The organism is Sphingomonas sp. AP28, from assembly GCF_056680455.1.
On record NZ_CM155283.1, the window covers coordinates 590,614 to 614,786 of the forward strand.

Consider the following 24,173-nt stretch of genomic DNA (forward strand, 5'->3'; position numbering starts at 1 on the left):
GCACGACTCTACCCTACCCGGCAATTTTTCGCAAGACTGGCGAGCGTCGGGACGAACCGCTAGGGCGCGAGGATGACACAGGCACAGCGTATCGTCGCGATCATCGTCGCTGCCGGGACCGGCGTGCGCGCGGGCGGATCGGTCCCCAAGCAGTTCGCGCCGATCGCCGGTCGGCCGATGATCGCCTATTCCTATGAGGCGTTCGCGACGCACCCGGCCATCGCCGAAACGATCGTCGTCGTCGCCGAGAGACAGCAGGGCTTGGCAATTGCCGCGTTGGGGACCGCGCCGATCGTCATTGGCGGGACGACGCGACGCGAGTCGGTTACTAACGGTCTCGCGGCGGTCGGCGATGCGACGCATGTGCTGATCCATGACGCCGCCCGCCCCTTCCTGTCGCACGCTGTCATCGATTCGCTCGTCGCTGCCTTGAAGACTAGGGACGCGGCGATACCGGTCCTTCCGGTGACCGATACGCTGGCGCGCGGCAGCGTCCTGCTCGGCGATATCATACCCCGCGCGGACCTCAACCGGGTGCAGACTCCTCAGGCGTTTGCGGTCGAGGCACTACGCGCCGCGCATGCCGTCTGGCCGGTTGACGAAGAGGCGACCGACGACGCGCAAATGGTGCGACGGCTTGGCGTCGGCGTCGCGTTGGTGCAGGGCTCGGCGATGCTCGAGAAAGTCACGCACCCAGAAGATTTCGCGGCCGCCGAAGCGCGTGTCGCGTACGAAACCCGTACCGCGATGGGGTTCGACGTCCACCGCCTCGAAACCGGCGAGGAGCTCTGGCTCGGCGGCGTCCTGATCCCGCACGACAAGGGGCTGTCGGGGCATAGCGACGCCGACGTCGCGCTCCACGCGCTGACCGATGCGCTGCTCGGCACGATCGCGGCGGGCGATATCGGCACGCATTTCCCGCCAAGCGACCCACAGTGGAAGGGTGCCGACTCCGCGCAGTTCCTCCAGCATGCCGCCAAGCTGATCGCCGACAAGCGCGGTCGCATCGATTTCGTCGACCTGACGATCATGTGCGAGGCGCCGAAGATCGGGCCGCACCGTACCGCGATGACCGCGCGGATCGCCGACCTGCTCGGGCTTACGCTCGACCGGGTCAGCGTCAAGGCGACGACGACCGAACGCCTCGGCTTCACCGGCCGCGGCGAAGGCATTGCCGCGCAGGCTGTTGCAACCATTCGCCTGCCCGGATCGCCGCTTTGAAGATCGCTGCCGCGCTTGCAGCGATCGCGCTCCTTGCCAGCCCGGCGGTCGCGCAACAGCGCTGTATCACCGGGCCCGAGGCCGAATCGCTGACGCTCGTCGCGATGCCCGACATTCTCCGCGAAACCGGTCGCGTCTGTGCGGCGCAGCTTCCCGCCAGAAGTCTCATCCGATCGCAGTCGAGTGCGTTGATCGACCGGTATCAGGTCGAGTCCGACCGGGCTTGGCCAGCGGCCCGCGCGGCGATCGTCAAGCTCAGCGATCCTGCCGTGGACGCGATGCTCGATTCGGAGTTTGCGCGACCGCTGCTGACGACGTTGCTGGTGCCGCAGATCGTCGGGCGGATCGCAACGCGCGATTGCGGGACGATCGACCGGATGGTGACGCTGCTCCAGCCCTTGCCACCGCGCAACACCGCGGGCATCGTCGTCGAGACGTTGCGGTACCTCAAATCCCAGAAGTCGCGCAGCGGTGATATCGCCGCCGTGGCGATGCTGCTCTGCCCGGTGGAGACTCGCTGATGGATACGATCCTTCCCGCCGAACTGGTCGATGCCGCCCGCAAAGTGGTCGAGCAGAACCGCGCGATCGGCCGCAGGGTCGCGGTCGCCGAGAGCTGCACCGGCGGGCTCGTCGCTGCCGCATTGACCGAAATTCCTGGGTCCTCGGACGTGTTCGAGGTCGGGTTCGTCACCTATTCCAACGCCGCCAAGCTCGGCGTGCTGAAGATCAGTTCGGACGTGCTTGAAACGTTCGGCGCGGTGTCGATCGCGGTGGCGTGGAGCATGGCGCAAGCCGCGCTCAAGCAGTCGGGCGCCGACATCGCGGTGGCGATAACAGGTGTGGCGGGCCCCGGTGGGGGATCGCTCAAGAAGCCAGTCGGCACCGTCGTGTTCGGTCGCGCCGAGAAGGGTCGCGACCCGTCCGATGTCCATGCCGATCGCAAGGATTTCGGCGATCTCGGTCGGGGTGGGATCCGGCTTCAGGCCGCGTTGTGCGCGCTCGAACTCTTGCTGCCGGACGCTTCGGCGCCGTAAAGCTCGGCGGCGCGGGTCTCGAACGCGCCGATCATCTTGCGTAGTGCAGCGCCGAATACCTGCCCGGCGATCATCTCGAACATCCGGTTCTTGAACGCGAAGTCGACGGTGAAGTCGACTGCGCACCCCTGCGGCTCGGGTCGGAAATGCCATTCGTTGCGCAGATACTTGAGTGGGCCATCGACGTAATCGACCTTGAGTTCGCTCGGCCGGACCTTCTGCACGCGCGACGTGAACGTCTCGCGCAGGCCCTTGAAGCCGACGATCATGTCGGCGAGCGTCTCCGTCTCGCTGTTCGAGCGCACGCGCATCGCACTGACCCAAGGCAGGAACTCGGCATAGCGACCGACATCGGCGACCAAGTCGAACATCTGCTCAGGGGTGTAGGGCAAATGGCGCGTTTCCGAATGCTTCGGCATCAGATGCGCGCGACGCCCAGTTTTGCATCACGGTTCGCGCGCAACCGTTCGAAATCATCGCCCGCGTGATAGCTCGACCGGGTCAGCGGCGACGACGCGACCAGCAGGAAGCCCTTCGCGCGCGCGATCGAGGCATAGGCGTCGAACGCCTTGGGCGGCACGAACTCGGCGACCTTGGCATGGCGCGGCGTCGGTTGGAGATACTGGCCCATCGTCAGGAAATCGATATCGGCGCAGCGCATGTCGTCCATCACCTGATGGATCTCAAGCCGCTCCTCGCCAAGCCCGAGCATCACGCCCGACTTGGTGAAAATCGATGGGTCATGCTTCTTCACGCTCTCCAGCAGGCGGAGCGACGCGTAGTAACGCGCACCCGGACGGATCGTTGGATAGAGCCGGGGCACCGTCTCAAGATTGTGGTTGTAGACGTCGGGACGCGCCTCGACGATCGACTCGATCGCGGCCTGCGCCTTGTTGCGGAAGTCCGGGGTCAGGATCTCGATCGTCGTCGTCGGGTTCGACGCGCGGATCGCCTGAATGACCTTCACGAACTGCGACGCGCCGCCATCCGGGAGGTCGTCACGATCAACCGAGGTGATGACGATGTGGTTAAGGCCCATCTGCGCGGCTGCATCGGCGACGTTCTGCGGCTCCATGCGATCGACCGCGCGCGGCATGCCGGTCTTGACGTTGCAAAACGCGCACGCCCGCGTGCAGGTATCGCCGAGGATCATGACCGTCGCATGCTTCTTCGACCAGCATTCGCCGATGTTCGGACACGCGGCCTCTTCGCAAACGGTCGTCAGACTTTTGGACCGCATAAGCTCTCGCGTTTTTGCAAAGCCAGCGGAGGTCGGCGCCTTGACGCGGATCCAGTCGGGCTTGCGCGCACGGACCGGTGCAGCCATCGGGGTCATGTCGTTCATGCACGCCAGATAGCCCCGCCCTGCCGCTGAGACAATGGTAGCGAGCCATGTCGGCGGGTTGGAACCGTCGGACGAACCGGATAAAATCATGGAACCAGTTTCAACATGACAAGTTTTTCATGTTGCATCGCAAACTGATATGGAAGGCTACCTGTGCCAACTCACTTTCCGGAAATGATCGAAGGCTATCACCGCTTCAAGGACGGCCCCTGGGAGGAGCAGCGCGAGCGCTGGAAGGAACTGCAGGACGGCCAGAGCCCCAAGGTGATGATTATCGCCTGCTCGGACAGCCGGGTAGAACCCGCACAGATTTTCGACACGCTGCCGGGCGAGGTGTTCGTCGTGCGCAACGTCGCCAACCTCGTCCCGCCGTTCGAGACCGGTGGTGGTTATCACGGCGTCTCCGCGGCGATCGAGTTCGCGGTTACGCAGCTGAAGGTCGAAGAGATCGTCGTGATGGGCCACGAGAAGTGCGGTGGCTGCAAGGCTGCGCTGACGCAGGCGTTTGCCGATGCCGATCATGGCGCAGGCGGGTTCGTGTCCGACTGGGTCAGCCTGCTCGACGGTGCCCGCGAGAAGGTCATCGCGAAGTACGGTGAAGGTGCCGAGGCCGGCCGCGAGATAGAACTCGAATCCGTCCGGACCTCGATCGCCAACCTCCGCACCTTCCCGTTTGTGACCGAGGCAGAAGCCGCCGGCACGCTCGCCCTGCGCGGTGCCTATTTCGGCATCGACAAGGGCCAGATGCTGCTGCTCAACGAGGATGACGAGTTCATCCAGGCCGATGCAGCAGAGGCCAAGTCAGCGAAGGCCTAACGCCTTTTCCGCCACCTTCTTGACCTTCGGGTCGAGCGGTGGCGGCACCATCGACACGCCGGCTTCGAGGCGGTCCGCGATCAGCGTCAGCGCTGCGATCCGGGCCGCCTTCTTGTCGTTGCCGTCGATCACGGTCCACGGCGCGGTCGCGGTGTCGGTGCGCGCGAACATTTCGGCCATCGCCTCCAGATAGTCTTCACGGCGCGATCGGTTGTGGAAATCATCGAGCCCGGTCTTCCAGTGCTTCCACGGATCGTCGAGACGCGCCTTCAATCGCCGGTCCTGCTCCTTCTGCGTTGTGTGGATGAACAGCTTGATCAGCGTCGTGCCGCTCTCGACCTGCTGAGCCTCGAACGCGTTGATCTCGTTGTAACCGTGGCGCCATTCGGTCTCGCTGGCGAACCCCTCGACGCGCTCTACCAAGACTCGCCCGTACCAGCTGCGGTCGAACACCGCGATGTTGCCGTTGGCCGGCAACCGGTTCCAGAAGCGCCAGAGGAAATGATGCGCCTTCTCGTCCGCAGTTGGCGCCGAGATCGGCCAAACCTTGTAGTTGCGCGGGTCCCATTCGGCCGACAGGCGCTGGATGATGCCGCCCTTCCCTGCCGCATCCCAGCCCTCGAACATGACGATCGCGCGCGTACCGCCGACGATGTGAGCGACCTGGATATGCTCAAGCCGCTTTTGCAGCGCGGCGAGGTCATGCTTGTACTTGCCATCGTACTCGTCGCCGGCTTCGTAATCTGCCAGGTGTATCGTCATGCATCACGCTCCGTCGCAGGGGTCGGAATCTGAACGTTCCAGGCGCCGCGACGACGCAGGACGAACCAATAATAGGCGATCGACAGCAGGATCTGCGCCGCCGTCATGATCAGACCGGGGCGGCCCTCCTCCAGATCGGACCAGCTCGTCCAGCAGACATAGCCGAGCGCGAGCAGCGTCACCACCGGAGCGATTGGGTAGAGCGGCATCTGGTAGGGGGCGTGGGCGGTCTTGCCGGTACGCCTGCCGACGATCGCCGCGACGCAGATGCCCGTGTAGATCGCGACGAGGCCGGTGCCGCTGAGCACCAGCAGCAACTGGAGCGGCAGAAAGCACGCCACGATCCCGAACCCGCCGACCAGCAACGTGCCGACCCAGGGCGAGCCGAACTTCGGGTGAACCTGCGTCATCCACCGATCGACCGGGCGGCCCCAGCTTCCGTCGCGCGCGGTGCCATAGAAGAAGCGTGCGCAGGCGAGGATGCAGGCGATCACCGCGTTGACGATCGCGACGACCACGCTGATCGAGATCCAGTTCGCCGTCGTGGTGCCGCTGCGGAGGGTGACGAGCAGGCCGAACGGGTCGTCGGCGGTAAGCGTGGCGTGGAGGTCTGGTACACCGACGAGGACCGCTACGATCGGGATACCTTCGAACAGCAGCGTCAGTGCGAGCGAGGCCATGATGGCGCGCGCGATCAGCCGGGGGGCGTCGAGCATCTCTTCGCCGAAATACACCGCCGCGCCGTAGCCATTGAGTGCAAAGATCGCGATCGAGGTGGCGAGGCCGATCGAGGCGGCGGACGCGGGGACGAGGGAGGCGCCTTGCGGCATGACCGGGTGGAGCAACAGGTCGCCGATCGGGCGAACGATATCGGCGAACCCGAGCCAGACGACCGCGAGGATGGCGAGCATCTCGACGAGCAGGAAGAGCCCGGTGAGCCAGGCATTCACCTTGATCTGGAGGATCGCGACCAGCGTCGACCCTGCGACCACGGCGATAGCGATGGGGATCTGCGGCAGGCCGGGCGTCAGCGTGCCGAGCACCGCGCTGACGCCCAAGCCTGCGACCGGGGGGAAGAGCAGGTTGTTGAACACGTTGACGCCGAGCATGACGAACCCCGCCATCGGTCCGAGCGTATGCGCGACCGCGACATACTCGCCGCCTGCGACCGGCCAGGCGGAGGAGAGTTCGGCATAGACGAATGCGGTTGCAACGCAGACGATGCCGGCGATCAGCGTAGCCCATACCGCGCCGGTGCCGGCGACCTGGAGCATGCCGGGGACGATGACGAACACCGACGAGGCCGGAGTTGCGACGGAGAGGGTGAGGAACAGGACGCCCGTGACGCCGAGGCTGCGGACGAGGCTTGGCGCCGGTGTCATCTGATCGTCGCGCATGCCAACCCCTTATCGTGCAGAGGTATTTGCATGGTTGAGGGGGTTGAGGAAGCGTGGGACGTCTTTCCCTCGCCCCTTCTGGGCGAGGGAGGGCCCCGCCCGCGCTTGCGGGTGGGAGGGTGAGGGGAAGTTGGCGCACACCAACCTCCCCTCACCCTCCCGTCGCCAAGCGGCTCCTCCTTCCCTCTCCCCGTAGGAGCGAGGGACAGAGAGAAGTTACCCCGCGCTAGGCGCGACCGCCTTCGTGGCGTCCTTCGGGCCATCGACCGTCAACCGGATGTTGAGTTCCTTCAGCTGCTTCGCGCTGACCGGGCTCGGCGCGCCCATCATCAGATCCTCGGCCTTCTGGTTCATCGGGAACAGCACGACCTCGCGGATGTTCGGCTCGCCGGCGAGCAGCATGACCATCCGGTCGATCCCCGGCGCCGAACCGCCATGCGGCGGTGCGCCGACCTTGAACGCGTTGATCATGCCCGCGAAGTTCGTGTCGACGTCGGCCTGCGTGTAGCCGGCGATCTCGAACGCCTTGTACATGATCTCGGGACGGTGGTTCCGGATCGCGCCCGACGACAGCTCGACGCCGTTGCAGACGATATCGTACTGGTACGCGAGGATATCGAGCGGATCCTTGGTCTCCAGCGCGTCCATCTCGCCCTGCGGCATCGAGAACGGGTTGTGACTGAAGTCGACCTTCTTCGCATCCTCGTCATATTCGAACATCGGGAAGTCGACGATCCAGCAGAACTCGAACCGGTTCTCGTCGATCAGGCCGAGGTCGGCGCCGATCCGCGCCCGGGCAGCGCCCGCGAGCTTCGAGGCGGGCAGTTCCTTGCCGGCGGCGAAGAAGATGCCGTCGTTCGGGCCGAGGCCCATCTCCGCGATCAGCTTCCGCGTCGCTTCCTCGCCATGGTTCTTGGCGATCGGGCCGCCGAGTTCACCGTTCTTCTGCGTGATGTAGCCGAGCCCGGCATGACCCTCGGCGCGTGCCCAGTCGTTCATGTCGGTAAAGAACTTGCGGCTCTTGTCGGCAGTGTTCGGCGCGGGGATCGCGCGGACCACGTCACCGCCGGCGACGATCCCGGCGAACAGGCCGAACCCCGAATCGACGAAGTGATGGCCGACGTCGTGGATCAGGATCGGGTTGCGCAGGTCGGGCTTGTCGCTGCCGTACTTCAGCATCGATTCACGGTAGGGGATGCGCTTGAAGGGGAGCGCAGAGACCTGGCGCCCCTTACCCTGCCAGTCGGCGAACTCCTCGAACACGCCGTGCAGGACGGGCTCGATCGCATTAAACACGTCGTCCTGCGTGACGAAGCTCATCTCGAAGTCGAGTTGGTAGAACTCGCCCGGCGAGCGATCGGCGCGTGCGTCCTCGTCGCGGAAGCAGGGCGCGATCTGGAAATAGCGGTCGAAGCCGGCCACCATCAGCAGCTGCTTGAACATCTGCGGCGCCTGCGGGAGCGCGTAGAACTTGCCCGGATGGACGCGGCTCGGCACCAGGTAATCGCGCGCACCCTCAGGCGACGATGCGGTCAGGATCGGCGTCTGAAATTCGGTGAAGCCCTGCCCGTTCATGCGGTTGCGCAGCGACGTGATCACCTGGCTGCGGAGCATGATGTTCGCGTGGAGCCGCTCGCGACGCAGATCGAGGTACCGATAGCGCAGGCGGATATCCTCGGGATACTCGGCCTCGCCCGCGACCGGCATCGGCAGCTCGCCGGCCATCGACTGGACGGTCGCGGCGGTCGCGCGGATCTCGATCCCGCCGGTCGGCAGGTTCGGGTTCACGGCTTCGGGCGCACGTGCGGTCACCTTGCCGGTGATCGTGACGACGCTTTCGCTCTTCAGACCCTCGATGACCTTGAAGACCGGGCCCGACACGTCGGTGACGATCTGCGTGATGCCGTAATGATCGCGCAGATCGATGAAGACGAGGTCGCCGTGATCGCGCTTCTTGTGGACCCAGCCGGAGACGCGGACCTCTTCGCCGACCTGTTCGGGGCGGAGGGCGGCGCAGTTATGGGTGCGATAGGCGTGCATGATGGGTCTTCTCGGACGATAAACAGGTGGTCCGCGCTTCCCTTCATCACCCGCCTTTGTCAACCTCGGCGACCCTCGCTATGGAAACGTCATGCATATCCACCCGCTTATCTCCGACAGTGCCACGCTCGCCAATTTGTGCGCGCGCATGGCCGACGCCGACTATGTGTGCGTCGACACCGAATTCATGCGCGAGAGCACCTATTACCCGGAACTTTGCTTGATCCAGATCGCCGACGACAAGGAAGCCGCGGCGATCGACCCGATGGCGCCGGGGATCGACCTCAAGCCGCTGCTCGACCTGCTCGTCGAGAATCACGACGTGCTGAAGGTCGTCCATGCCGGCGGGCAGGACATCGAGATCGTCTACAACCTGACCGGCAAGACGCCCTTCCCGCTGTTCGACACGCAGGTCGCGGCGATGGCGCTCGGCCAGGGCGAGCAGATCGGCTATTCGAACCTGGTCGACAGCTGGCTCGGCATCGCGGTCGACAAGGGGGCGCGTTTTACCGATTGGGCGCGCCGACCGCTCGACGCGCGGCAAATCGAATATGCGATCGGCGACGTCACGCATCTGTCAAAGATCTTCCCGAAGATGCTGGAGCGGTTGCGGAAAACCGGACGCGGCGTTTGGCTCGATCAGGAGATGGAGCGGCTCGGCGATACCGCCAATTACGCGAACGATCCCGATCTGGCATGGAAGCGGGTGCGGATTTCCGGGCGCAAGCCTGACGTGCTGGGGCGGCTTAAGGCGCTGGCTCGCTGGCGTGAGCTTGAGGCGCAGGCAAAGGATTTGCCGCGTGGACGGATCGTCAAGGACGAGACGCTGGGCGACATGGCTGGGCATCCGCCCAAGAAGCAGGCGGACTTGGCAAGGGTGCGTGGGCTTTCGGCGACTTGGGCCAGCAACGACATCGGTGGTCGCTTGATGGCGGCGATCGAGGGCGCGCAGCCGCTTGGCGACGACGAACTGCCGCCACGCGACGATCGCAAGCCGGGGCTTGGCAAGGAGGGTTCGCTGGTGGCTGACCTCCTCAAGCTGCTTCTGAAGATCCGATCGCGAGACATTGATGTCGCGTCGAAATTGCTGGCGCGCACGGATGAACTCGAAGCGCTGGCGGCGGGTGTGCGGACCGGGCTGCCGATGCTCGAGGGTTGGCGGTTCGATCAGTTCGGACGCGATGCGCTCGATCTGGTCGAGGGACGGCTGGCGTTTGCGGTCATCGGCGGCAAGCTCAAGATGACTCGTACGGAGGATGCCGCATGAGGATCGTTCTAGTTGCAGCCTTGCTGGCCTCGGCGGCGTGTACGCCGGTCGAGATGCGGGGCGAGACGCCTGTTGCGGCACCGGTTGCAGCGGCGTGCAATGCCGACTCGCTTGGCGATCTGGTCGGCAAGCGGGCGAGCGATGCTCGGGCCGACGTGATGCAGACCCGATCGGGAGCGCGGACGCTCCGGTGGATCGCGCCGAACACGGCCGTGACGATGGATTTTCGGCCCGATCGGCTGAACGTCTATGTCGATGCGAAGGGTCGGATCGAACGCTTCACCTGCGCATGATAACTCAGTTCCTCCCCGGCAAGCGGGGGGAAACTAAGCAATAGCGAGTAAGGGTTTGCGGCCCAACGCGGTCGCCAGAGCGATATGGCGCCGTTCTACCGCCTCGCCGTACAGCCCGCGGTCGTCCGGACGCAGCGTCAACGTGAGCGATACGCCATCGTCCGCGAGTTGCGAGCGCTTCAACGGTCCGGCTAGACCGCCGCTCATCCTTTGACCTAGCCGCATCGCCATGCCCCAGGCCGTAGCACTCTTCAGCGCGGCAGGCGTCGCCAGCCGCTCTACTGGATCAGCCGCCGCCAAGTCGCCGCCGAGGCTTGTGTAGAGCGCCTGCGCCAGCATCCCCCGACTCGATGCGTCGATCGCCACCCAGTTGCCGTGCAGCGCGACCTCGACGCCGCGTTCGGCGCGGAACTCTGGGTTGGCGCGCCAGCCTACGTCGGCGAGCAGGCACGCCGTGTGGCGAATGCGGGCCATCGCGGGTGGCTCGGTGGTGAACAGCGGTGCGATCCAGCGGTCGAGGAGATCGCCGTGCTCGGGGAAGCGGCCGAGCAGGCGGCCCTCTTCGCGCGCGGCGACGATCAGTGGATCGAGCGTGCAGTCTGCGGGTTTCAGGTTTTCGTAAAGAAGGCCTTCGCGCAGGCCATAGGCGGACACGATCGTGGTCCGGCTGCCGAGTTGGCGCATCAACACGCCGAGCAACGCTGCGGCATCGGCGAGCGTTGCCGTACGTCCCGACGACAGCCCGGGGATTGCCTTCAAGCGCGGCTTGGAAAGCTGCGGAATCGTCCGGCTGAGCCGAGTGATCGTCGCGGCAGTCATCGAATATTGGTGGATGATCGGCAGCGGATAGTCCGACAGCTCCATGTCGAGCCGTGCCAACGCACGCCACGATCCGCCGACCAGATATAGCGGAAGCCCCTGCCCCTTTGCCGTCCAGCCGGCTTCGCGCACCAGACGTGCCACGTAGCGGGCGAGCACCTTGCCGCGCTTCGCCCGGATCGGACCGATGCGGAGGACGCCGAGCGGGAACGAGACGCGGTCCTCGATCTTGCCGCGACGAACGCGGACGAGTTCGAGACTGCCGCCGCCGAGATCGCCGACGATGCCGTCTGCTTCGGGGATCGCGGACAGGACACCGTAACCCGCCGCGCTGGCTTCCTGCTCACCCGACAGCGTCTCGACGGTCAGGCCGAGTTGTTCAGCCGCGGCAATGAGTTCTCCGCCGTTCTTCGCTTCGCGTACCGCCGCGGTCGCGACCGTGCGGAGCGTCGAGCATTCCATCTCCTTCGCCACGGCCGCGAACCGCGCCAGCGCGACGCGTGCCGTCTTCAGCGCGGACTTCTCGATCGCGCCGGTAGCGGCAAGCCCACGTCCCAGCCCCGCCAGAACCTTTTCGTTGAACCGGATCGCGGGCAGCCGCGGCGGCCCTTGATACACCACCAGACGGATCGAGTTCGAGCCGATATCGATGATCCCGGTGCGCGGGTGATCGTCAGTCTCGGCCTTGGGTGGGGAATTGCCGAACAGGATATTGGTGACGCTCATCGTTTTCGACGGAGCGATAGCGTCGGCACGGCATTGCTGGTCGCGAGCGAGGCGCCGCGGCCGGAAAGCGAAGGATTCGTCATGAAATACCGATGCAGGTTGAACGGGCGGTCGCCGGGATCGACGCGGCTATATTCGCCGTCGGGGCCTAGCTCCCAACTCTGCTCGTTGTCGATCAGGTTCGCGACCATCACCTGATCGAGAATCTGGTCGTGGACGGTGGGGTTGAGGATCGGCAGCATATATTCGACGCGGCGGTCGAAGTTGCGTGGCATCCAGTCGGCCGACGAGATGAACAGCTTTGCACCGTCGTTGGGGAGCGCCTTGCCGTTGCCGAACGCCCAGATCCGGCTGTGTTCGAGGAACCGGCCGATCACGGATTTTACGCGGATCGTCTCGGACAGGCCGGGAACGCCGGGGCGCAGGCAGCAGATGCCGCGGATGATGAGGTCGATCTCGACCCCTGCCCCGCTCGCCTCGTAGAGCTTCTCGATCACCGCGGGGTCGACCAACGAGTTCATCTTCGCCCAGACGCCGGCGGGCTTGCTGGCGCGCGCGTTGGCGATCTCGACGTCGATCAGGTTCATCAGGTTCTGGCGGAGGTCGCGCGGCGACAGGCTGACGCGCGCCATGTCGGTCGGTTCGACATAGCCGGTGATGTAGTTGAACATCTGCGCTGCATCGCGTCCGACCGCGGCATCGGCGGTGAAGAAGCTGAGGTCGGTGTAGATCTTGGCCGTGACCGGGTGATAATTGCCCGTGCCGAAATGGCAGTAGGTGCGGAACGCCTGGCCCTCGCGGCGGACGACCAGCGAGACCTTGGCGTGCGTCTTCCAGTCGATGAAGCCGTAGACGACCTGCACGCCCGCACGCTCAAGCGCGGAGGCCCAGACCATGTTCTGTTCTTCGTCGAACCGCGCTTTGAGCTCGACGACCGCGGTGACGGACTTGCCCGCCTCGGCCGCGGTTATCAGTGCGTTGATGACCGCGGGCTGCTTGCCGGCGCGGTAGAGCGTCTGCTTGATCGCGACGACGTCTGGGTCGTTCGCCGCCTGCTTGAGGAAAGCGAGCACAACCTCGAACGTCTCGTACGGGTGGTGGACGACGATGTCCTTCGCCTTGATCGCCGCAAAGCAATCGCCGCCGAATTCGCGGATTCGCTCGGGGAAGCGCGGGGTAAAGGGCGGGAACTTCAGGTCGGGACGATCCTCGTCGACGAGGCCGTCAAGGTCGACGATGCCGAGCAGATTGCCGCTCTCGGTGATGATCGCGTCGGCGCCACCGAGTTCGTCCTTGAGGACCGCGGCGAGCACGTCGGGGATACCGGTTTCGAGTTCGAGACGGATCACGCGGCCGCGGCGGCGACGCTTGATCGCGTTGGCGAAGTAGCGGACGAGATCCTCGGCTTCCTCTTCGATCTCCATGTCGCTGTCGCGCAACACGCGGAAGCTGGCGGCGGCGAGGACTTCGTAGCCGGGGAAGAGGACCGGCGCGAACCGCTTCAGGATCGATTCGATGGAGATGTAGCGTGCGGGCTCGCCGGGCAGGCGGACGAAGCGCGTCATGGTGTGCGGGAGCATGACGAGCTCGCGGACCGGCTCGTTATCCGAACGACGGACGAGGTCGAAGATCACCGACAAGCCGCGGTTTGGGATGAACGGGAACGGATGCGCGGGGTCGAGCGCCTGCGGGGTCAGGATCGGGAAGATCTGATCGCGGAAATGCGTTTCGAGCCACTCGTCCGCTTCGCCCTCGACCGCCTCACGCCGCAGGACGAACAGCCCGGCCTCGTCGAGCAGCACGCGGAGATCGCCCCACACCGCCTGCTGGCTCGCCATCAGTTCGTCGGCCTCGCGGACGATCGCCGTCAGCTGCTGGCCCGCGGTGAGCCCGTCGGCGGATCGCCGGTCGACGTCCTGCGTCTGCTGCCCCTTGAGGCCGGCGACGCGAACCATGAAGAACTCGTCGAGGTTGGAGCCCGAGATCGACAGGAAGCGGAGCCGCTCGAGCAGCGGATGCGCGGGGTTGCACGCCTCCTCCAGCACACGGCGGTTGAACGCGAGCCAAGACAGCTCGCGGTTGAAGAACCGGTCGTTCGGCTCTGCGCCGATGGGATCGTCGTCGTCTTCCGATTGGCGGACGATATGGGCTGGACGGTTCATCGGGCCTCTTGGGGGCTTATGGTGGCGTGAAGAGCGGAAGGTCGAGAGCGAGTTGCGGCCGAAGGATCAGCCCGGCCTCGGTGAGTGTGGTTCGTGCAAGAGGAATGGACAAGCGCTTGCGACGTTCCATCGCCTCCTGATCCAGCGCATCGACGGTTCGCGTTACGGTAATATGACTGCGCTCGATTCTGGTCGCGAGCCAGTCGATCAGATCGGGCCGCGCATCGAGGCTGCGGCGCTCGAACAGGTGCGCCAGCAACAGCCGCATAAGCTCGTCGTCGGGCGCGCCGATCGCGGCGGTCGGGCTGGCGGCGAGACGCGAGCGGAGATCCGGGAGTTTTACCTTCCATTCGGGCGGGGCGGCGTCGGCGACGATCAGCAGCGGCCTGTGTTCCTCCTGCGCGCGATTCCAGGCGTGGAACAGCTGCGCCTCGGGCACGCGCTCGGCATCGTCGATGATCGTGCCGCCGCTCTTCGCCGCGAAGATCCGCGCGAGCAGGCTGCGACCCGATTTGCGCGGACCGGTGAGGATGGCAGTCATGACGGGCCAGGTGGCCGTATGCTCCAGCGTATGGACGGCCCGCGAGTTGGAGGGGGTAACCAGGAAGGCATCGTCGCGAGGGTCCGCCGGCCACCCGAGTGGCAGCGCAATTTGAGTCATCTTGGTCGCGCTCACCCTGTCGTCGCATTGTCCGCGGGCAAGTCCGGCGGAAGAAGTTGGGCGACCCGGCGGATGCGGATCGTCTGGCCAGAGCCGAATACCTGATAGCCGCGGGCTTCGAGCGCTGTCTTCAGCGCGGCCGGGTCACCGTCATAGGCGACGCGCATCAGAGAGACACCGCCGAGCGCGAGGCTGGTAGTAGCCGCCGAGCGGACGCCGGGGATCGCGCGGAGTGCAGCTTCCGTAGACGAGACGGCGGTCGCTGCGGGCGTGTCGAACTGGACGATGACAGAGATGCCTTCGCCGCCGGTCAGCGCCGCGGTGTTGGCATCGGCCGTCTCGTCGGTCGGTAGATCGTCTATCGTTGCGGCTTCGGGCGGCGGCGGTGGCGACAGGCTGTAGTCGACGCGGAGCGAGCCGTTGCGGCGGGCCTGCTGGTAGAGGTCGTCGATCCGCTTCACGCCGGTGTCGAGTAGCTGCGCGATGCCATCGGGCGTACCGACTCGTAGCGTGAAGCTGCCGATCAGGTCGTTGTCGGGGCCGTGGCGTGCTTCGAACACGCCGATCACCGGGCCACCGGGCCATTGGCGATAAAGCTTCACGACCGGGGTGAGCACGTCGCTCGCGCCATATTGGTCGAGGATCGTCCGCCACCAGCCTCGGCCGGGGCGCTGCGTCTGGCCGACGTTGAGCAGGAGCGCGTCGGGACCCGAGCCGGACGGCCGGACGTAATCGATGCTGCTGTTGCCGGTGCGATAGCGTGCCCAGGCCTGCTGCCACTGCGTGCTCTGCTCGAACGCCTGGCCGACGCCGCCTGAATATTGGACGGGGATCACGAGCATCGGCTGCGAGCGATCGGCATAGGTCGAGATGCCGAGGATCGATCCGGCGCGGCCGCGATCGAACAGCACGCCGAGCTTGGCGATGTAGCGCTGCGGGCCGATCTGTTCGTTCTCGACGACGATGCCGGAGACGAGCGAATCGAGCGTGCCGTCGGAGACGAGCCCGCCACCACCGCCGAGCCGGTTCGACAATTGCACCCAGGCTTTTCGCTGGGCGAGCCGCCAGCCGCTGTAGCGCGCGGCGTCTGCGGTCTTGCCGGCTACGTCGACCGTGACGCCGCTCACCTCGTACGCGCTGCCGCTGTCGACCGGAGCCGCGCCTCGGCTGCCGCCTTCGATTTGCGCGAGCACGGCTCCGCCGCTCAACAATAGGGCGGCACCAGCAAGCGCGGTGGGAAGGGCACGGATACGCATCAAGCGGGCCTTTTGGCGAAGCAGACGTGGAAATCCAAGCGCGATGTGGCTAGCAGCACCGATCATGACCGATACGCCAGACTCCGCCGCTCCCGCCACGGGCTCCTATACCTACGCTCAAGCGGGCGTTTCGATCGCCGCGGGCAACGCGCTGGTGCGGGCGATCGCCCCGCTCGCCCGCTCAACGCGACGGCCGGGGGCGGATGCCGATCTTGGTGGGTTCGGCGGGATGTTCGATCTCAAGGCGGCGGGGTTCGTCGATCCGTTGCTGGTGGCGGCCAACGACGGCGTCGGCACCAAACTGAAGCTGGCGATCGAATGGAATCGGCATGAGGGTGTCGGCGTCGATCTCGTCGCGATGTGCGTCAACGATCTGATCGTGCAGGGCGCCGAGCCGCTGTTTTTCCTCGATTATTACGCGAGCGGGAAGCTCGACGCGGCGGTCGCCGAGCGCGTCGTCGCCTCGATTGCGGAAGGGTGCAAGACCGCAGGCTGCGCGCTGATCGGGGGCGAGACCGCCGAGATGCCGGGCATGTATGCGGACGGCGACTACGACCTGGCGGGCTTCTGCGTCGGTGCGGTCGAGCGGACCAATGTGCTGACCGGACGTGAGATCGCCGCGGGCGACGTGATGCTCGGGCTGGCATCGTCGGGTGTGCATTCGAACGGGTTCTCGCTGGTTCGGCGGCTGGCGACCGATCGCAGCTGGAAGCTCGATCGCCCGGCGCTGTTCGACCAGGACAAGTTGCTGATCGATCATCTGATGGCGCCGACTCGGATCTATGTCGCGAGCCTGCTGCCGTTGCTGCGCGAGCGGCGGATCAAGGGACTGGCACACATCACCGGTGGTGGCCTGCTCGAGAACATCCCGCGCGTGCTGCCCGACGGCGTGCATGCGGTGGTCGATGCCGATGCGTGGGAGCAGTCGCGGTTGATGGCGTTCCTGCAGGCTCAGGGGGCTATCGAGCCGGAGGAGATGGCGCGCACGTTCAACTGCGGGATCGGCATGGTCGTGATCGTGTCCGCCGACGAGGCCGAGGCGGTGACCGCGGCACTGGAGGCGGCGGACGAGGCGGTCTTCACGATCGGGCGGATCGAGACCGGCACGCACGGCTGCACGGTGCGTGGGTCGGCCGGCACGTGGAGTGCGCGCGAGGACTGGACCGCGACGCATGGCTGAAAAGACGCGCGTCGGCGTGCTGATCTCGGGGCGCGGATCGAACATGATGGCGCTGGTCGGCGCGTCGCGCGCGGCGGAGTGTCCGTACGAGATCGCGCTGGTCGCTTCGGACAGGCCGGACGCGGCGGGGCTCGAATGGGCAAGGTCGGAAGGTGTGGCGACGTTCGCGCTCTCGCCGAAGGGTCTGGGGAAGCCGGCCTATGAGGCCGCTATCGATGCGGCGTTGCGAAAGGCCGGCGTCGAGGTCGTTGCGCTCGCCGGCTATATGCGGTTGCTGTCGGACGGGTTCGTGGCGGCGTGGCGGGACCGGATCGTCAATATCCATCCGTCGTTGCTGCCGAAGTACAAGGGGCTCGACACGCATGCGCGGGCGATCGCGGCAGGCGATGCGGTCGGCGGATGTTCGGTGCATGTCGTGACCGAGGAGCTCGATGGCGGCGTGGTGCTGGGTCAGGCCGAGGTGCCGATCCTTCCCGGCGACGATGCGGACGCGCTTGCGGATCGCGTGCTGGCGGCGGAACATGCTTTGTACCCGAAGACCTTGGCGGAGTTCGTGACGCGATGACCGATCTGTCCCCCCTCGACCGCGTTCGCGCAGCGGCGCTCGCCTTGCCCGAGACCGAGGAGAAGGTTTCACACGGCCAGCCGACCTTCTTCGTGGCCGACAGGCAGTTCGCGCAGTTCCGGGCGGATCATCACGGCGATGGACTGACCATAGTGTGCGTGAAGACCAGCGGCACCGAGGAACAGGCGACGCTGATCGAGGCGAACCCGGCCATGTATTCGCGGCCGGCGTATCTCGGCGCGACCGGTTGGGTCGGGATGAATGTTGCCGGCGATCCGGACTGGGCGCTGGTCGAGGACCGGATCGCGCGGAGTTGGGAACTGGCGGCCCCTGCCCGCTTGCTGGAGGCTGGCGGGCGATGAGCACCGAGACACCGACCGAACGCCGCGAAGCTGCGGCAACGCGGCGGCGTTGGGTGACGCTGGCCGAGGTCGTCGCCGTTGCGGGCGTGCTGATCGCGGCGTTGACGCTGTGGACCAACTGGTCGGATCACCGCGCTAACGAGGCCGACAAGATCGCGGCGCTGTCGAGTGCGGCGCGCGAGCGGACGAAGATCGCTCTGTCGGCGATCGTGCAGGATGGCGGCGACACGCTGTTGCTGAAGGATGCGCGGCATGACCTTCAGGACGTGACGATCACGTTCCCGCGTGCGCTGGGCGTCTCGCCGCAGCGGCCGCCGGCTGAGCCAGTCATCGACAAATCGTGGTTCTCGAAACCACTTCTGAAGTTGACCGATGGCGGCGCGGACAACCGAGCAGGCCGATTGGCGGTTCTCGTCAGCGTCCAGTATTTTGATGGCGACACGACCCGGTCGGCGAGCGGCATCTATGACGTAATCTGGAAGACCGAAGCCGGCTTGCCCTTGATGGGTCGGTCACTGAAGCTCGAGGGCTTGCGCGTTCGCCAGCGCGGTGGGGATCAGGCGAAGCTTGATGCGATCTGGGCGAAAGAGAAGCCGGCGGCATAAGGCTGCTTCTGCTGAAATGTTTCCCCGCGAAGGCGGGGATCCAGACTGGGATCCCGCCTTCGCGGGAGAACAAGGAGGCGGTAGTTGCCTTTGCCCAGTTCAGACCGAGCGGGCGTAGACCGGGTCGTCGTGGAGGGTGGTGCCGACCATGAACTGGCGGCTGCCTATTACCTTGAAGCCTTGGCGTTCGTAGAAGGCTCGGGCGCGGGTGTTCTGGTCCCATACGCCTAGCAGGACCCGGGTTCGGCCTGCCACGGCGGCGTCTTCGAGGGCGCGGGCCATCAGGGCGGAGCCGAGGCCTGAGCCTTGCGCCTGTTTCATCAGATAGATGCGGCGGAGTTCTATGTCCGCAGGGCCTGGCTCGATGGGGAAGTCCGGCGCGGTCAGTACCGTGTAGCCGATCGGCGCTTGGCCGGGTTCATACTCGGCCAGCGTCACGATCGTCGCGGGATCGGCCAGCCACGTCTCGAACGTGGCGATGCTGTTCTTCGTCGTGCAGTGGGCGACGATGTCCGCCCCGGTCAGCACGGTCGCATAGGTATCGAGGAACGTGGCGGATGCGACGAGCGATAGCGCGGGCGCATCGCCCGGCTCAGCCCGTCGCAGCCGCCAAGTCATCAGCCGACGATTTCTTCGGGCTTGAAGAAGTACGCAATCTCGATCTCGGCGTTCTCGTCTGAGTCCGAACCGTGGACCGAGTTGGCTTCGATCGACTCGGCGAGTTCCTTGCGGATCGTGCCGGCATCGGCGTTGGCGGGGTTGGTGGCGCCCATGATGTCGCGGTTGCGCTGCATCGCGTTCTCGCCTTCGAGAACCTGGACGACGACCGGGCCCGAGATCATGAACGAGACGAGCTCACCGAAGAACGGGCGCTCCTTGTGGACCGCGTAGAAGCCCCCGGCCTGCTCGCGGGTCATCTGGATGCGCTTCGAAGCGACGACGCGCAGGCCGGCTTCCTCAAGCATCTTGGTGACCGCACCGGTCAGGTTGCGGCGGGTTGCGTCGGGCTTGATGATCGAAAAGGTACGGTTCGCGGCCATGATGGTCACGGGCTCCTGTGTTGACGGTAGTTGGATGCGCGGCGCTTAGGCGGGGGACGCGTTTAAAGCAACCTATGCGGCCTGTTCCCAACGGCCGGAGTCGTTCTGCTTCCAGTAGCGGCGTTCGACGCCGTCGCGGTCGGCCAACGCCTTCCACGCCAAGCGCGCTTCCTGGATCGCTTCGTCGTCGAAGAGGTGGAAGCCGCGGTCAAAGGTTAGGATAAGGTCACGCCAACGTCCGTCTACCACCGCGACGTTGCGGGCAGCGTTTGCGGGGGCGGCTTCCTGGATATCCTCAGCGATTAGAATGGGTTGGGCGGTGTCGTCGTTGCTGCCGGCCTGGGTGTGGGGGAGGAAGCTTTCGGGGGCGTAGGACCAGAGGAGGCGGTCGAGCGCGACGCGTTGTTCTTCGGGCTCGGCGACTATCAGGAGGCGGCCGCCGGTTTGGACGACGCGCTCGGCGATGCGTGGGAGGACGCGGTCGAGGGGGCTAGTTAGGTGGTAGAAATCGACCTGCATTCTATCCATTCTCCCTCGCTGTTCCCCCCGCGAAAGCGGGGGTCCAGGAGCCACGATGGGTGTCGGTACTTAGCTGGGCCCCCGCGTCCGCGGGGGAACAGTCTTTCTCTTAGGCCTCAACCCTCGAAGTTCTCCGCTACGAACTGGTCGAGGAGGCGCACGCCGTAGCCGGTTGCGCCCTTGTCGTGGTTCGTCCCGGGCTTGTCCGACCAGACCATGCCGGCGATGTCGAGATGCGCCCACTTCACGCCCTCGTCGACGAAACGCTTGATGAATTGCGCGGCGGTGATCGAGCCGGCACCGCGGGGGCCGACGTTCTTCATGTCGGCGATCGGCGAATCGATCAGCTTGTCGTAGGCGGGCGACAGCGGGAAGCGCCAGAGCGTGTCGCCGGTGGTCTTGCCCGCCGCGATCAGCTGTTCGGCGAGCGCGTCGTCGTTGGCGAAGATACCGCCATTCTCGGTGCCGAGCGCGACGATCATCGCACCCGTGAGCGTGGCGAGATCGACGATCGTGGTCGGCTTGTGCGCCTGCTGCACCCAGGTCACGCAATCGCAGAGCACGAGGCGCCCCTCGGCGTCGGTGTTGAGCACTTCGATCGTCTGGCCCGACATCGAGGTGATGACGTCGCTCGGACGCAGCGCGGCGCCGTCGGGCATGTTCTCGACCAGGCCCATCACGCCAACGACGTTCGCCTTGGCCTTGCGGCTGGCCAGCGCCTTCATCGCGCCGGCGACGGCGCCGGCGCCGCCCATGTCCCACTTCATGTCTTCCATGCCCGCACCGGGCTTGATCGATATGCCGCCCGAATCGAACGTCACGCCTTTGCCGACGAACGCGAGAGTTGGCGCATCTGCCCCTGCCCCGTTCCACTTGAGCGCAAGGATGCGTGCTTCACGCCGCGAGCCCTGGCTGACGCCGAGCAGCGAACCCATGCCAAGCTCGGTCATCTGCGCTTCGTCGAGCACGGTGATCTCGAGCCCGAGACCCTCAACGTCCTTCGTCACCTTCTCGACGAAGCTCTCGGGGTAGACGACGTTCGGCGGCGACGTGACCAGCCAGCGCGTCAGGTCGAGCCCGCCGGTGACCGCGGCTGCCTCGTTCCAGGCTGCATCGGTGCCGTCGGGCGCGCCGGCGATGGTGATCTCGGTCAGCGTCGGCTTCGACTTCTCGGCCAGCTTCGTGCGGTACGTGTCGTAGCGCCATGCGCGCTGGGCGGCGGCAGCGGCGAAGTGTGCAGCGGCCTTAGGCGTCGGCGTGGCGCCGGCCGAGAGGTCGGCAACGACCGACGTCGCGCCCGATGTCAGCAGACGTGCGGTGATCGCACCGCCGGCCTTCTCCCAATCGGCGGTCTCGCCCGCACCGACTCCGACGAGCAGGACCTGGCGAACCGCGCCGTCGACCGGCACGAACAGCTCGACGACCGAGCCTGCCTCACCTGCAAAGCGCGCCGCAGCAGTTGCGCTGGTCGCCACTGCCTCGCCATCGCCGCCGATCGCGCTCCAGTTGATCGTCGCCAAGCCGTCCTTCGCGACGGGCACGGCGAGGATCGGGGCGTTGGCGGGAACGGTCGGGGCGAAGACGATCTGCATGAAGAAACCTCGGGAAGCTTTTGAACGGATGTACGTACCCCATAAGTTGATGCCGCAGTTACGGCAAAGCAAGGTGGCGGCCTGTCATCTCACGGCGATTGCAGGGAAGCGCCGGTGATGCGATAGGCGGGCGATATGGCGGCAAACGGCTGCCCAGTGCCAAAGGGGTTGGTTCGGATCGTGTTGCGTATCGACCTTTTGACGGGTTGCGCCCTTTCGCTCGCGTTGGCGACCGGGATCGCGGCTGCGCCTGCCCAGGCCCAGGATTTCCAGAACCGCCCGGTCGCGCCTCCGGTGCAGGACCCGCCCGTCGCCAATGCATCGACCGCGACGCCGGCTGAGGACCAGGTACAGTTCAGCTCCACCGCGCTGGAATACAACACCAACACCGATATCGTCACCGCGACGGGTGAAGTCCGTATGTTCCGCCAGGGCAGCCGCCTGCGCGCCGACAAGGTCGTGTGGAACCGTAAGACCGGCAAGGTGGTCGCGACCGGCAACATCGCGGTCACCAATCCCGAAGGCGACATCGCGTACGGCGACGAGATCAACCTGACCGATTCGCTGAAGGACGGCGTGGTCGACAATATGCTCGTCGTGCTCGAACAGGGCGGACGCCTTGCCGCACAGCAAGGCACGCGCGACGCCGACGGCACGGTCAACCTTAAGACGGCGGCCTACACGCCGTGCAGCGTCACCAACACCGCCGGTTGTCCCAAGGAACCGACGTGGAAGATCACCGCGGTCCGCGTCACCTATCGCCCCGAGCGGAAGCGCATCTTCTACAAGGGCGCGCGGCTGCACTTGTTCGGCCTGCCGAGCCTGCCGCTTCCCGAATTCTCGAACCCGGTCGGTGGCGGCAGCGACAGCGGCCTGCTCTCGCCCAACGGCGGTTATAGCCGCGTCAACGGCGTCGAAGTCAGCGTCCCCTATTACTGGAAGCTCGCCCCGAACCAGGGGCTGGTCATCACGCCGCACATCTACAGCAGCGTGCTGCCGATGGCCCAGGTCGATTATTCCGCGCTCAATTCCATGGGCGCGTTCAAGGTGCGCGCCTATGCGACCGAAAGCCGGCGCAGTGACGATCTGGCGACCGCCAACACAGCCGACACGAGCATGGCGTTCCGCGGCTATATCGACGGCATGGCGCGCTATCAGTTGACGCCGAACTGGACCGCAAGCGGTTCGCTCCGCCTGACGACCGACCGGACGTTCCTGCGCCGCTACGACATTTCGCGCGACGACCGGTTGCGCACGACCGCAAGCCTGGAGCGGATCGACGACAGCAGCTATTTCTCGCTGAGCGGCTGGTACGCGCAGACCTTGCGCGTTGCCGACAGCCAGGGACAACAGCCGATCGCGCTGCCCGAGATCGATTATCGCAAGCGGTTCGACGACGGGCTCGTCGGTGGTCGGTTCCAGCTCCAGTTAAATACGCTCGCGCTGACCCGTACCGATGGCCAGGACACACAGCGCGCATTCGCGAGCCTGCAATGGGACCTGCGCCGCTTCACGAATTGGGGCCAGGAGGTCACTTTCACCGCGTTCGCGCGTGGCGACCTGTACAATACCAACGAGATCGGTTCGGAGATCCCCACCTATCGCGGGTTCGGCGGCTTTCGTCAGCGCGCCATCGGCGCGGCTGCGGTCGATGTGAAATGGCCGTTCATCGGCACCTTCCTTGGTGGAACCCAGCGGTTTACGCCTCAGGTTCAGTTCGTTGCGGCGCCCAAGGTCGCCAATATTTCTTTGCCGAACGAGGACTCGCGCGCGGTCGACCTGGACGACACCAACCTGTTCTCGCTGAACCGCTTCGCCGGTTATGACCGGTTCGAGGATTCGTCACGGGTAACCTATGGTGGTGAATGGGCGCTCGACCTGCCGGGCATTACCTTCACCACCAATATCGGCCAGAGCTATCGTCTGGATCTGCGTCCGACCATCCTGCCCGACGGTACCGGCCTCAGCGATCGGTTCTCCGACATCGTCGGGCGCAGCGAGCTCCGGTTCCGCGATTTCGTGTCGATCGTCCACCGCTACCGGTTGGACAAGGACGGCTTCGCGATCCGCCGCAACGAAGTCGACGCGACGATCGGTTCGCGCGCGACCTATGTTCTGGTCGGCTATCTGAAGCTCAACCGCAACATCGACGCCTCGATCGAGGATCTGCGCGATCGCGAGGAGGTTCGCGTCGCGGGCCGCGTCCAATTCGCGCGATTCTGGTCGGCGTTCGGCTCGGGCGTGGTCGATCTCACCAACGCATCGGAGGATCCGCTGTCCCGCAGCGACGGCTTCACGCCGATCCGCCACCGGCTGGGCGTCCAGTATGAGGACGACTGCCTGCGTCTCGGCGGAACCTGGCGGCGGACGTACAACGACACCGGCGACGCGCGGAAGGGCAACAGCTTCCTGTTGACGCTGGCCTTCACCAACCTCGGCCGCTAAGCCCGCGTTCAGCTACTTTGGGGCAAACCGCGCCGGATATGCGTCGTCATGGCAATGCCGATGC

General features: G+C 65.7%; 24 protein-coding genes. 11 read left to right on the forward strand and 13 right to left on the reverse strand.

The window, feature by feature from the left end; all coding sequences use genetic code 11:
* The first annotated feature begins 72 nt into the window (after window positions 1-72).
* Genes AC1MH0_RS02450 through AC1MH0_RS02460 form a run of 3 tightly spaced genes read left to right on the forward strand, consistent with a single transcriptional unit; the run spans window position 73 to window position 2,257 of the window.
* Window positions 73-1,221, forward strand: coding sequence for a bifunctional 2-C-methyl-D-erythritol 4-phosphate cytidylyltransferase/2-C-methyl-D-erythritol 2,4-cyclodiphosphate synthase (locus tag AC1MH0_RS02450; RefSeq protein ID WP_480964562.1), 1,149 nt, complete (start codon window positions 73-75; stop codon window positions 1,219-1,221).
* Window positions 1,218-1,742 carry a hypothetical protein gene (locus AC1MH0_RS02455; RefSeq protein ID WP_133019706.1) on the forward strand — a complete coding sequence of 175 codons (525 nt, stop codon included), beginning with the start codon at window positions 1,218-1,220 and terminating at the stop codon, window positions 1,740-1,742. The genes AC1MH0_RS02450 and AC1MH0_RS02455 overlap by 4 nt, the downstream gene beginning before the upstream one ends.
* The gene (locus AC1MH0_RS02460; protein ID WP_056048893.1) at window positions 1,742-2,257 is read left to right on the forward strand and encodes a CinA family protein; all 516 of its coding nucleotides are present in this window, start codon (window positions 1,742-1,744) and stop codon (window positions 2,255-2,257) included. The genes AC1MH0_RS02455 and AC1MH0_RS02460 overlap by 1 nt, the downstream gene beginning before the upstream one ends.
* On the opposite strand, the gene AC1MH0_RS02465 is transcribed toward AC1MH0_RS02460, so the two are convergent.
* Together AC1MH0_RS02465 and lipA are read right to left on the reverse strand one after the other, a co-directional pair.
* A complete protein-coding gene (locus tag AC1MH0_RS02465; protein WP_480964563.1) occupies window positions 2,203-2,676 on the reverse strand; it encodes a type II toxin-antitoxin system RatA family toxin in 474 nt (157 codons plus the stop codon). The genes AC1MH0_RS02460 and AC1MH0_RS02465 overlap by 55 nt on opposite strands.
* The gene (gene lipA / locus AC1MH0_RS02470) at window positions 2,676-3,602 is read right to left on the reverse strand and encodes a lipoyl synthase (protein WP_120300234.1); all 927 of its coding nucleotides are present in this window, start codon (window positions 3,600-3,602) and stop codon (window positions 2,676-2,678) included. Before lipA ends, AC1MH0_RS02465 begins: the two co-directional genes overlap by 1 nt.
* A gap of 174 nt (window positions 3,603-3,776) precedes the next feature.
* Between lipA and AC1MH0_RS02475 the strand changes: the two genes are divergently transcribed.
* A complete protein-coding gene (locus AC1MH0_RS02475; protein ID WP_480964564.1) occupies window positions 3,777-4,418 on the forward strand; it encodes a carbonic anhydrase in 642 nt (213 codons plus the stop codon).
* On the opposite strand, the gene AC1MH0_RS02480 is transcribed toward AC1MH0_RS02475, so the two are convergent.
* From AC1MH0_RS02480 to aspS, 3 genes are all read right to left on the reverse strand, one after another.
* On the reverse strand, window positions 4,404-5,180 hold the full coding sequence (locus tag AC1MH0_RS02480) for a polyphosphate kinase 2 family protein (RefSeq protein ID WP_480964565.1): 777 nt from the start codon (window positions 5,178-5,180) through the stop codon (window positions 4,404-4,406). The genes AC1MH0_RS02475 and AC1MH0_RS02480 overlap by 15 nt on opposite strands.
* A complete protein-coding gene (locus tag AC1MH0_RS02485) occupies window positions 5,177-6,577 on the reverse strand; it encodes an APC family permease (RefSeq protein WP_480964566.1) in 1,401 nt (466 codons plus the stop codon). The genes AC1MH0_RS02480 and AC1MH0_RS02485 overlap by 4 nt, the downstream gene beginning before the upstream one ends.
* 216 nt (window positions 6,578-6,793) lie before the next feature.
* On the reverse strand, window positions 6,794-8,617 hold the full coding sequence (aspS, locus tag AC1MH0_RS02490; RefSeq protein ID WP_480964567.1) for an aspartate--tRNA ligase: 1,824 nt from the start codon (window positions 8,615-8,617) through the stop codon (window positions 6,794-6,796).
* Window positions 8,618-8,708: 91 nt separating this feature from the next.
* Between aspS and rnd the strand changes: the two genes are divergently transcribed.
* Both rnd and AC1MH0_RS02500 read left to right on the forward strand, forming a co-directional pair.
* Window positions 8,709-9,884, forward strand: coding sequence for a ribonuclease D (rnd, locus tag AC1MH0_RS02495; RefSeq protein ID WP_480964568.1), 1,176 nt, complete (start codon window positions 8,709-8,711; stop codon window positions 9,882-9,884).
* Window positions 9,881-10,177, forward strand: a complete 297-nt coding sequence (locus AC1MH0_RS02500; protein ID WP_480964569.1) for an I78 family peptidase inhibitor — start codon at window positions 9,881-9,883, stop codon at window positions 10,175-10,177. The genes rnd and AC1MH0_RS02500 overlap by 4 nt, the downstream gene beginning before the upstream one ends.
* Window positions 10,178-10,210: 33 nt before the next feature.
* Here AC1MH0_RS02500 and AC1MH0_RS02505 read toward each other — a convergent pair whose 3' ends face one another.
* From AC1MH0_RS02505 to AC1MH0_RS02520, 4 genes are read right to left on the reverse strand one after another with little or no spacing between them, the layout of a single operon-like run.
* Window positions 10,211-11,722: a Ppx/GppA phosphatase family protein gene (locus tag AC1MH0_RS02505; RefSeq protein WP_480964570.1), complete on the reverse strand. Its 1,512-nt coding sequence runs from the start codon at window positions 11,720-11,722 to the stop codon at window positions 10,211-10,213.
* Complete coding sequence (locus AC1MH0_RS02510) at window positions 11,719-13,884, reverse strand: RNA degradosome polyphosphate kinase (RefSeq protein ID WP_480964571.1); 2,166 nt, start codon at window positions 13,882-13,884, stop codon at window positions 11,719-11,721. The genes AC1MH0_RS02505 and AC1MH0_RS02510 overlap by 4 nt, the downstream gene beginning before the upstream one ends.
* 16 nt (window positions 13,885-13,900) lie before the next feature.
* Window positions 13,901-14,545 (reverse strand): HdaA/DnaA family protein, encoded by a 645-nt coding sequence (locus tag AC1MH0_RS02515; RefSeq protein ID WP_480965657.1) that lies wholly within the window; start codon window positions 14,543-14,545, stop codon window positions 13,901-13,903.
* Window positions 14,546-14,556: 11 nt separating this feature from the next.
* The gene (locus tag AC1MH0_RS02520; protein WP_480964572.1) at window positions 14,557-15,801 is read right to left on the reverse strand and encodes a heavy-metal-associated domain-containing protein; all 1,245 of its coding nucleotides are present in this window, start codon (window positions 15,799-15,801) and stop codon (window positions 14,557-14,559) included.
* A 64-nt stretch (window positions 15,802-15,865) separates the two neighbouring features.
* Between AC1MH0_RS02520 and purM the strand changes: the two genes are divergently transcribed.
* The 4 genes from purM to AC1MH0_RS02540 are packed head-to-tail and all read left to right on the forward strand — an operon-like array spanning window position 15,866 to window position 18,513.
* Window positions 15,866-16,981, forward strand: coding sequence for a phosphoribosylformylglycinamidine cyclo-ligase (gene purM / locus AC1MH0_RS02525; RefSeq protein ID WP_480964573.1), 1,116 nt, complete (start codon window positions 15,866-15,868; stop codon window positions 16,979-16,981).
* Entirely contained in the window at window positions 16,974-17,546 is a 573-nt protein-coding gene (gene purN / locus AC1MH0_RS02530; RefSeq protein ID WP_480964574.1) for a phosphoribosylglycinamide formyltransferase, read from the forward strand. Before purM ends, purN begins: the two co-directional genes overlap by 8 nt.
* Window positions 17,543-17,908, forward strand: a complete 366-nt coding sequence (locus AC1MH0_RS02535; RefSeq protein ID WP_480964575.1) for an MmcQ/YjbR family DNA-binding protein — start codon at window positions 17,543-17,545, stop codon at window positions 17,906-17,908. Before purN ends, AC1MH0_RS02535 begins: the two co-directional genes overlap by 4 nt.
* The gene (locus AC1MH0_RS02540; RefSeq protein WP_480964576.1) at window positions 17,905-18,513 is read left to right on the forward strand and encodes a hypothetical protein; all 609 of its coding nucleotides are present in this window, start codon (window positions 17,905-17,907) and stop codon (window positions 18,511-18,513) included. Before AC1MH0_RS02535 ends, AC1MH0_RS02540 begins: the two co-directional genes overlap by 4 nt.
* Window positions 18,514-18,612: 99 nt before the next feature.
* Here AC1MH0_RS02540 and AC1MH0_RS02545 read toward each other — a convergent pair whose 3' ends face one another.
* The 4 genes from AC1MH0_RS02545 to AC1MH0_RS02560 form a co-directional block, all read right to left on the reverse strand.
* The gene (locus AC1MH0_RS02545) at window positions 18,613-19,131 is read right to left on the reverse strand and encodes a GNAT family N-acetyltransferase (protein WP_480964577.1); all 519 of its coding nucleotides are present in this window, start codon (window positions 19,129-19,131) and stop codon (window positions 18,613-18,615) included.
* A complete protein-coding gene (gene ndk, locus AC1MH0_RS02550; RefSeq protein ID WP_480964578.1) occupies window positions 19,131-19,553 on the reverse strand; it encodes a nucleoside-diphosphate kinase in 423 nt (140 codons plus the stop codon). The genes AC1MH0_RS02545 and ndk overlap by 1 nt, the downstream gene beginning before the upstream one ends.
* A 72-nt stretch (window positions 19,554-19,625) precedes the next feature.
* Complete coding sequence (locus AC1MH0_RS02555) at window positions 19,626-20,072, reverse strand: DNA polymerase III subunit chi (RefSeq protein ID WP_480964579.1); 447 nt, start codon at window positions 20,070-20,072, stop codon at window positions 19,626-19,628.
* Window positions 20,073-20,188: 116 nt separating this feature from the next.
* Window positions 20,189-21,664: a leucyl aminopeptidase gene (locus AC1MH0_RS02560; protein ID WP_480964580.1), complete on the reverse strand. Its 1,476-nt coding sequence runs from the start codon at window positions 21,662-21,664 to the stop codon at window positions 20,189-20,191.
* Window positions 21,665-21,799: 135 nt separating this feature from the next.
* Between AC1MH0_RS02560 and AC1MH0_RS02565 the strand changes: the two genes are divergently transcribed.
* Complete coding sequence (locus AC1MH0_RS02565; protein WP_480964581.1) at window positions 21,800-24,109, forward strand: LPS-assembly protein LptD; 2,310 nt, start codon at window positions 21,800-21,802, stop codon at window positions 24,107-24,109.
* Window positions 24,110-24,173 lie beyond the last annotated feature (64 nt).

What these genes read in the sequence shown, in the direction of transcription:
- AC1MH0_RS02560 (WP_480964580.1), bottom strand. Translation starts at nt 21,664, where the DNA reads ATGCAGATCGTCTTCGCCCCGACCGTTCCCGCCAACGCCCCGATCCTC.
- AC1MH0_RS02475 (WP_480964564.1), top strand. Translation starts at nt 3,777, where the DNA reads ATGATCGAAGGCTATCACCGCTTCAAGGACGGCCCCTGGGAGGAGCAG.
- AC1MH0_RS02460 (WP_056048893.1), top strand. Translation starts at nt 1,742, where the DNA reads ATGGATACGATCCTTCCCGCCGAACTGGTCGATGCCGCCCGCAAAGTG.
- AC1MH0_RS02515 (WP_480965657.1), bottom strand. Translation starts at nt 14,545, where the DNA reads ATGACTCAAATTGCGCTGCCACTCGGGTGGCCGGCGGACCCTCGCGAC.
- AC1MH0_RS02505 (WP_480964570.1), bottom strand. Translation starts at nt 11,722, where the DNA reads ATGAGCGTCACCAATATCCTGTTCGGCAATTCCCCACCCAAGGCCGAG.
- AC1MH0_RS02450 (WP_480964562.1), top strand. Translation starts at nt 73, where the DNA reads ATGACACAGGCACAGCGTATCGTCGCGATCATCGTCGCTGCCGGGACC.
- AC1MH0_RS02485 (WP_480964566.1), bottom strand. Translation starts at nt 6,577, where the DNA reads ATGCGCGACGATCAGATGACACCGGCGCCAAGCCTCGTCCGCAGCCTC.
- ndk (WP_480964578.1), bottom strand. Translation starts at nt 19,553, where the DNA reads ATGGCCGCGAACCGTACCTTTTCGATCATCAAGCCCGACGCAACCCGC.
- lipA (WP_120300234.1), bottom strand. Translation starts at nt 3,602, where the DNA reads ATGAACGACATGACCCCGATGGCTGCACCGGTCCGTGCGCGCAAGCCC.
- AC1MH0_RS02535 (WP_480964575.1), top strand. Translation starts at nt 17,543, where the DNA reads ATGACCGATCTGTCCCCCCTCGACCGCGTTCGCGCAGCGGCGCTCGCC.
- AC1MH0_RS02500 (WP_480964569.1), top strand. Translation starts at nt 9,881, where the DNA reads ATGAGGATCGTTCTAGTTGCAGCCTTGCTGGCCTCGGCGGCGTGTACG.
- AC1MH0_RS02480 (WP_480964565.1), bottom strand. Translation starts at nt 5,180, where the DNA reads ATGACGATACACCTGGCAGATTACGAAGCCGGCGACGAGTACGATGGC.
- AC1MH0_RS02545 (WP_480964577.1), bottom strand. Translation starts at nt 19,131, where the DNA reads ATGACTTGGCGGCTGCGACGGGCTGAGCCGGGCGATGCGCCCGCGCTA.
- purM (WP_480964573.1), top strand. Translation starts at nt 15,866, where the DNA reads ATGACCGATACGCCAGACTCCGCCGCTCCCGCCACGGGCTCCTATACC.
- rnd (WP_480964568.1), top strand. Translation starts at nt 8,709, where the DNA reads ATGCATATCCACCCGCTTATCTCCGACAGTGCCACGCTCGCCAATTTG.
- AC1MH0_RS02510 (WP_480964571.1), bottom strand. Translation starts at nt 13,884, where the DNA reads ATGAACCGTCCAGCCCATATCGTCCGCCAATCGGAAGACGACGACGAT.
- purN (WP_480964574.1), top strand. Translation starts at nt 16,974, where the DNA reads ATGGCTGAAAAGACGCGCGTCGGCGTGCTGATCTCGGGGCGCGGATCG.
- AC1MH0_RS02555 (WP_480964579.1), bottom strand. Translation starts at nt 20,072, where the DNA reads ATGCAGGTCGATTTCTACCACCTAACTAGCCCCCTCGACCGCGTCCTC.
- aspS (WP_480964567.1), bottom strand. Translation starts at nt 8,617, where the DNA reads ATGCACGCCTATCGCACCCATAACTGCGCCGCCCTCCGCCCCGAACAG.
- AC1MH0_RS02540 (WP_480964576.1), top strand. Translation starts at nt 17,905, where the DNA reads ATGAGCACCGAGACACCGACCGAACGCCGCGAAGCTGCGGCAACGCGG.
- AC1MH0_RS02520 (WP_480964572.1), bottom strand. Translation starts at nt 15,801, where the DNA reads ATGCGTATCCGTGCCCTTCCCACCGCGCTTGCTGGTGCCGCCCTATTG.
- AC1MH0_RS02465 (WP_480964563.1), bottom strand. Translation starts at nt 2,676, where the DNA reads ATGCCGAAGCATTCGGAAACGCGCCATTTGCCCTACACCCCTGAGCAG.
- AC1MH0_RS02565 (WP_480964581.1), top strand. Translation starts at nt 21,800, where the DNA reads ATGGCGGCAAACGGCTGCCCAGTGCCAAAGGGGTTGGTTCGGATCGTG.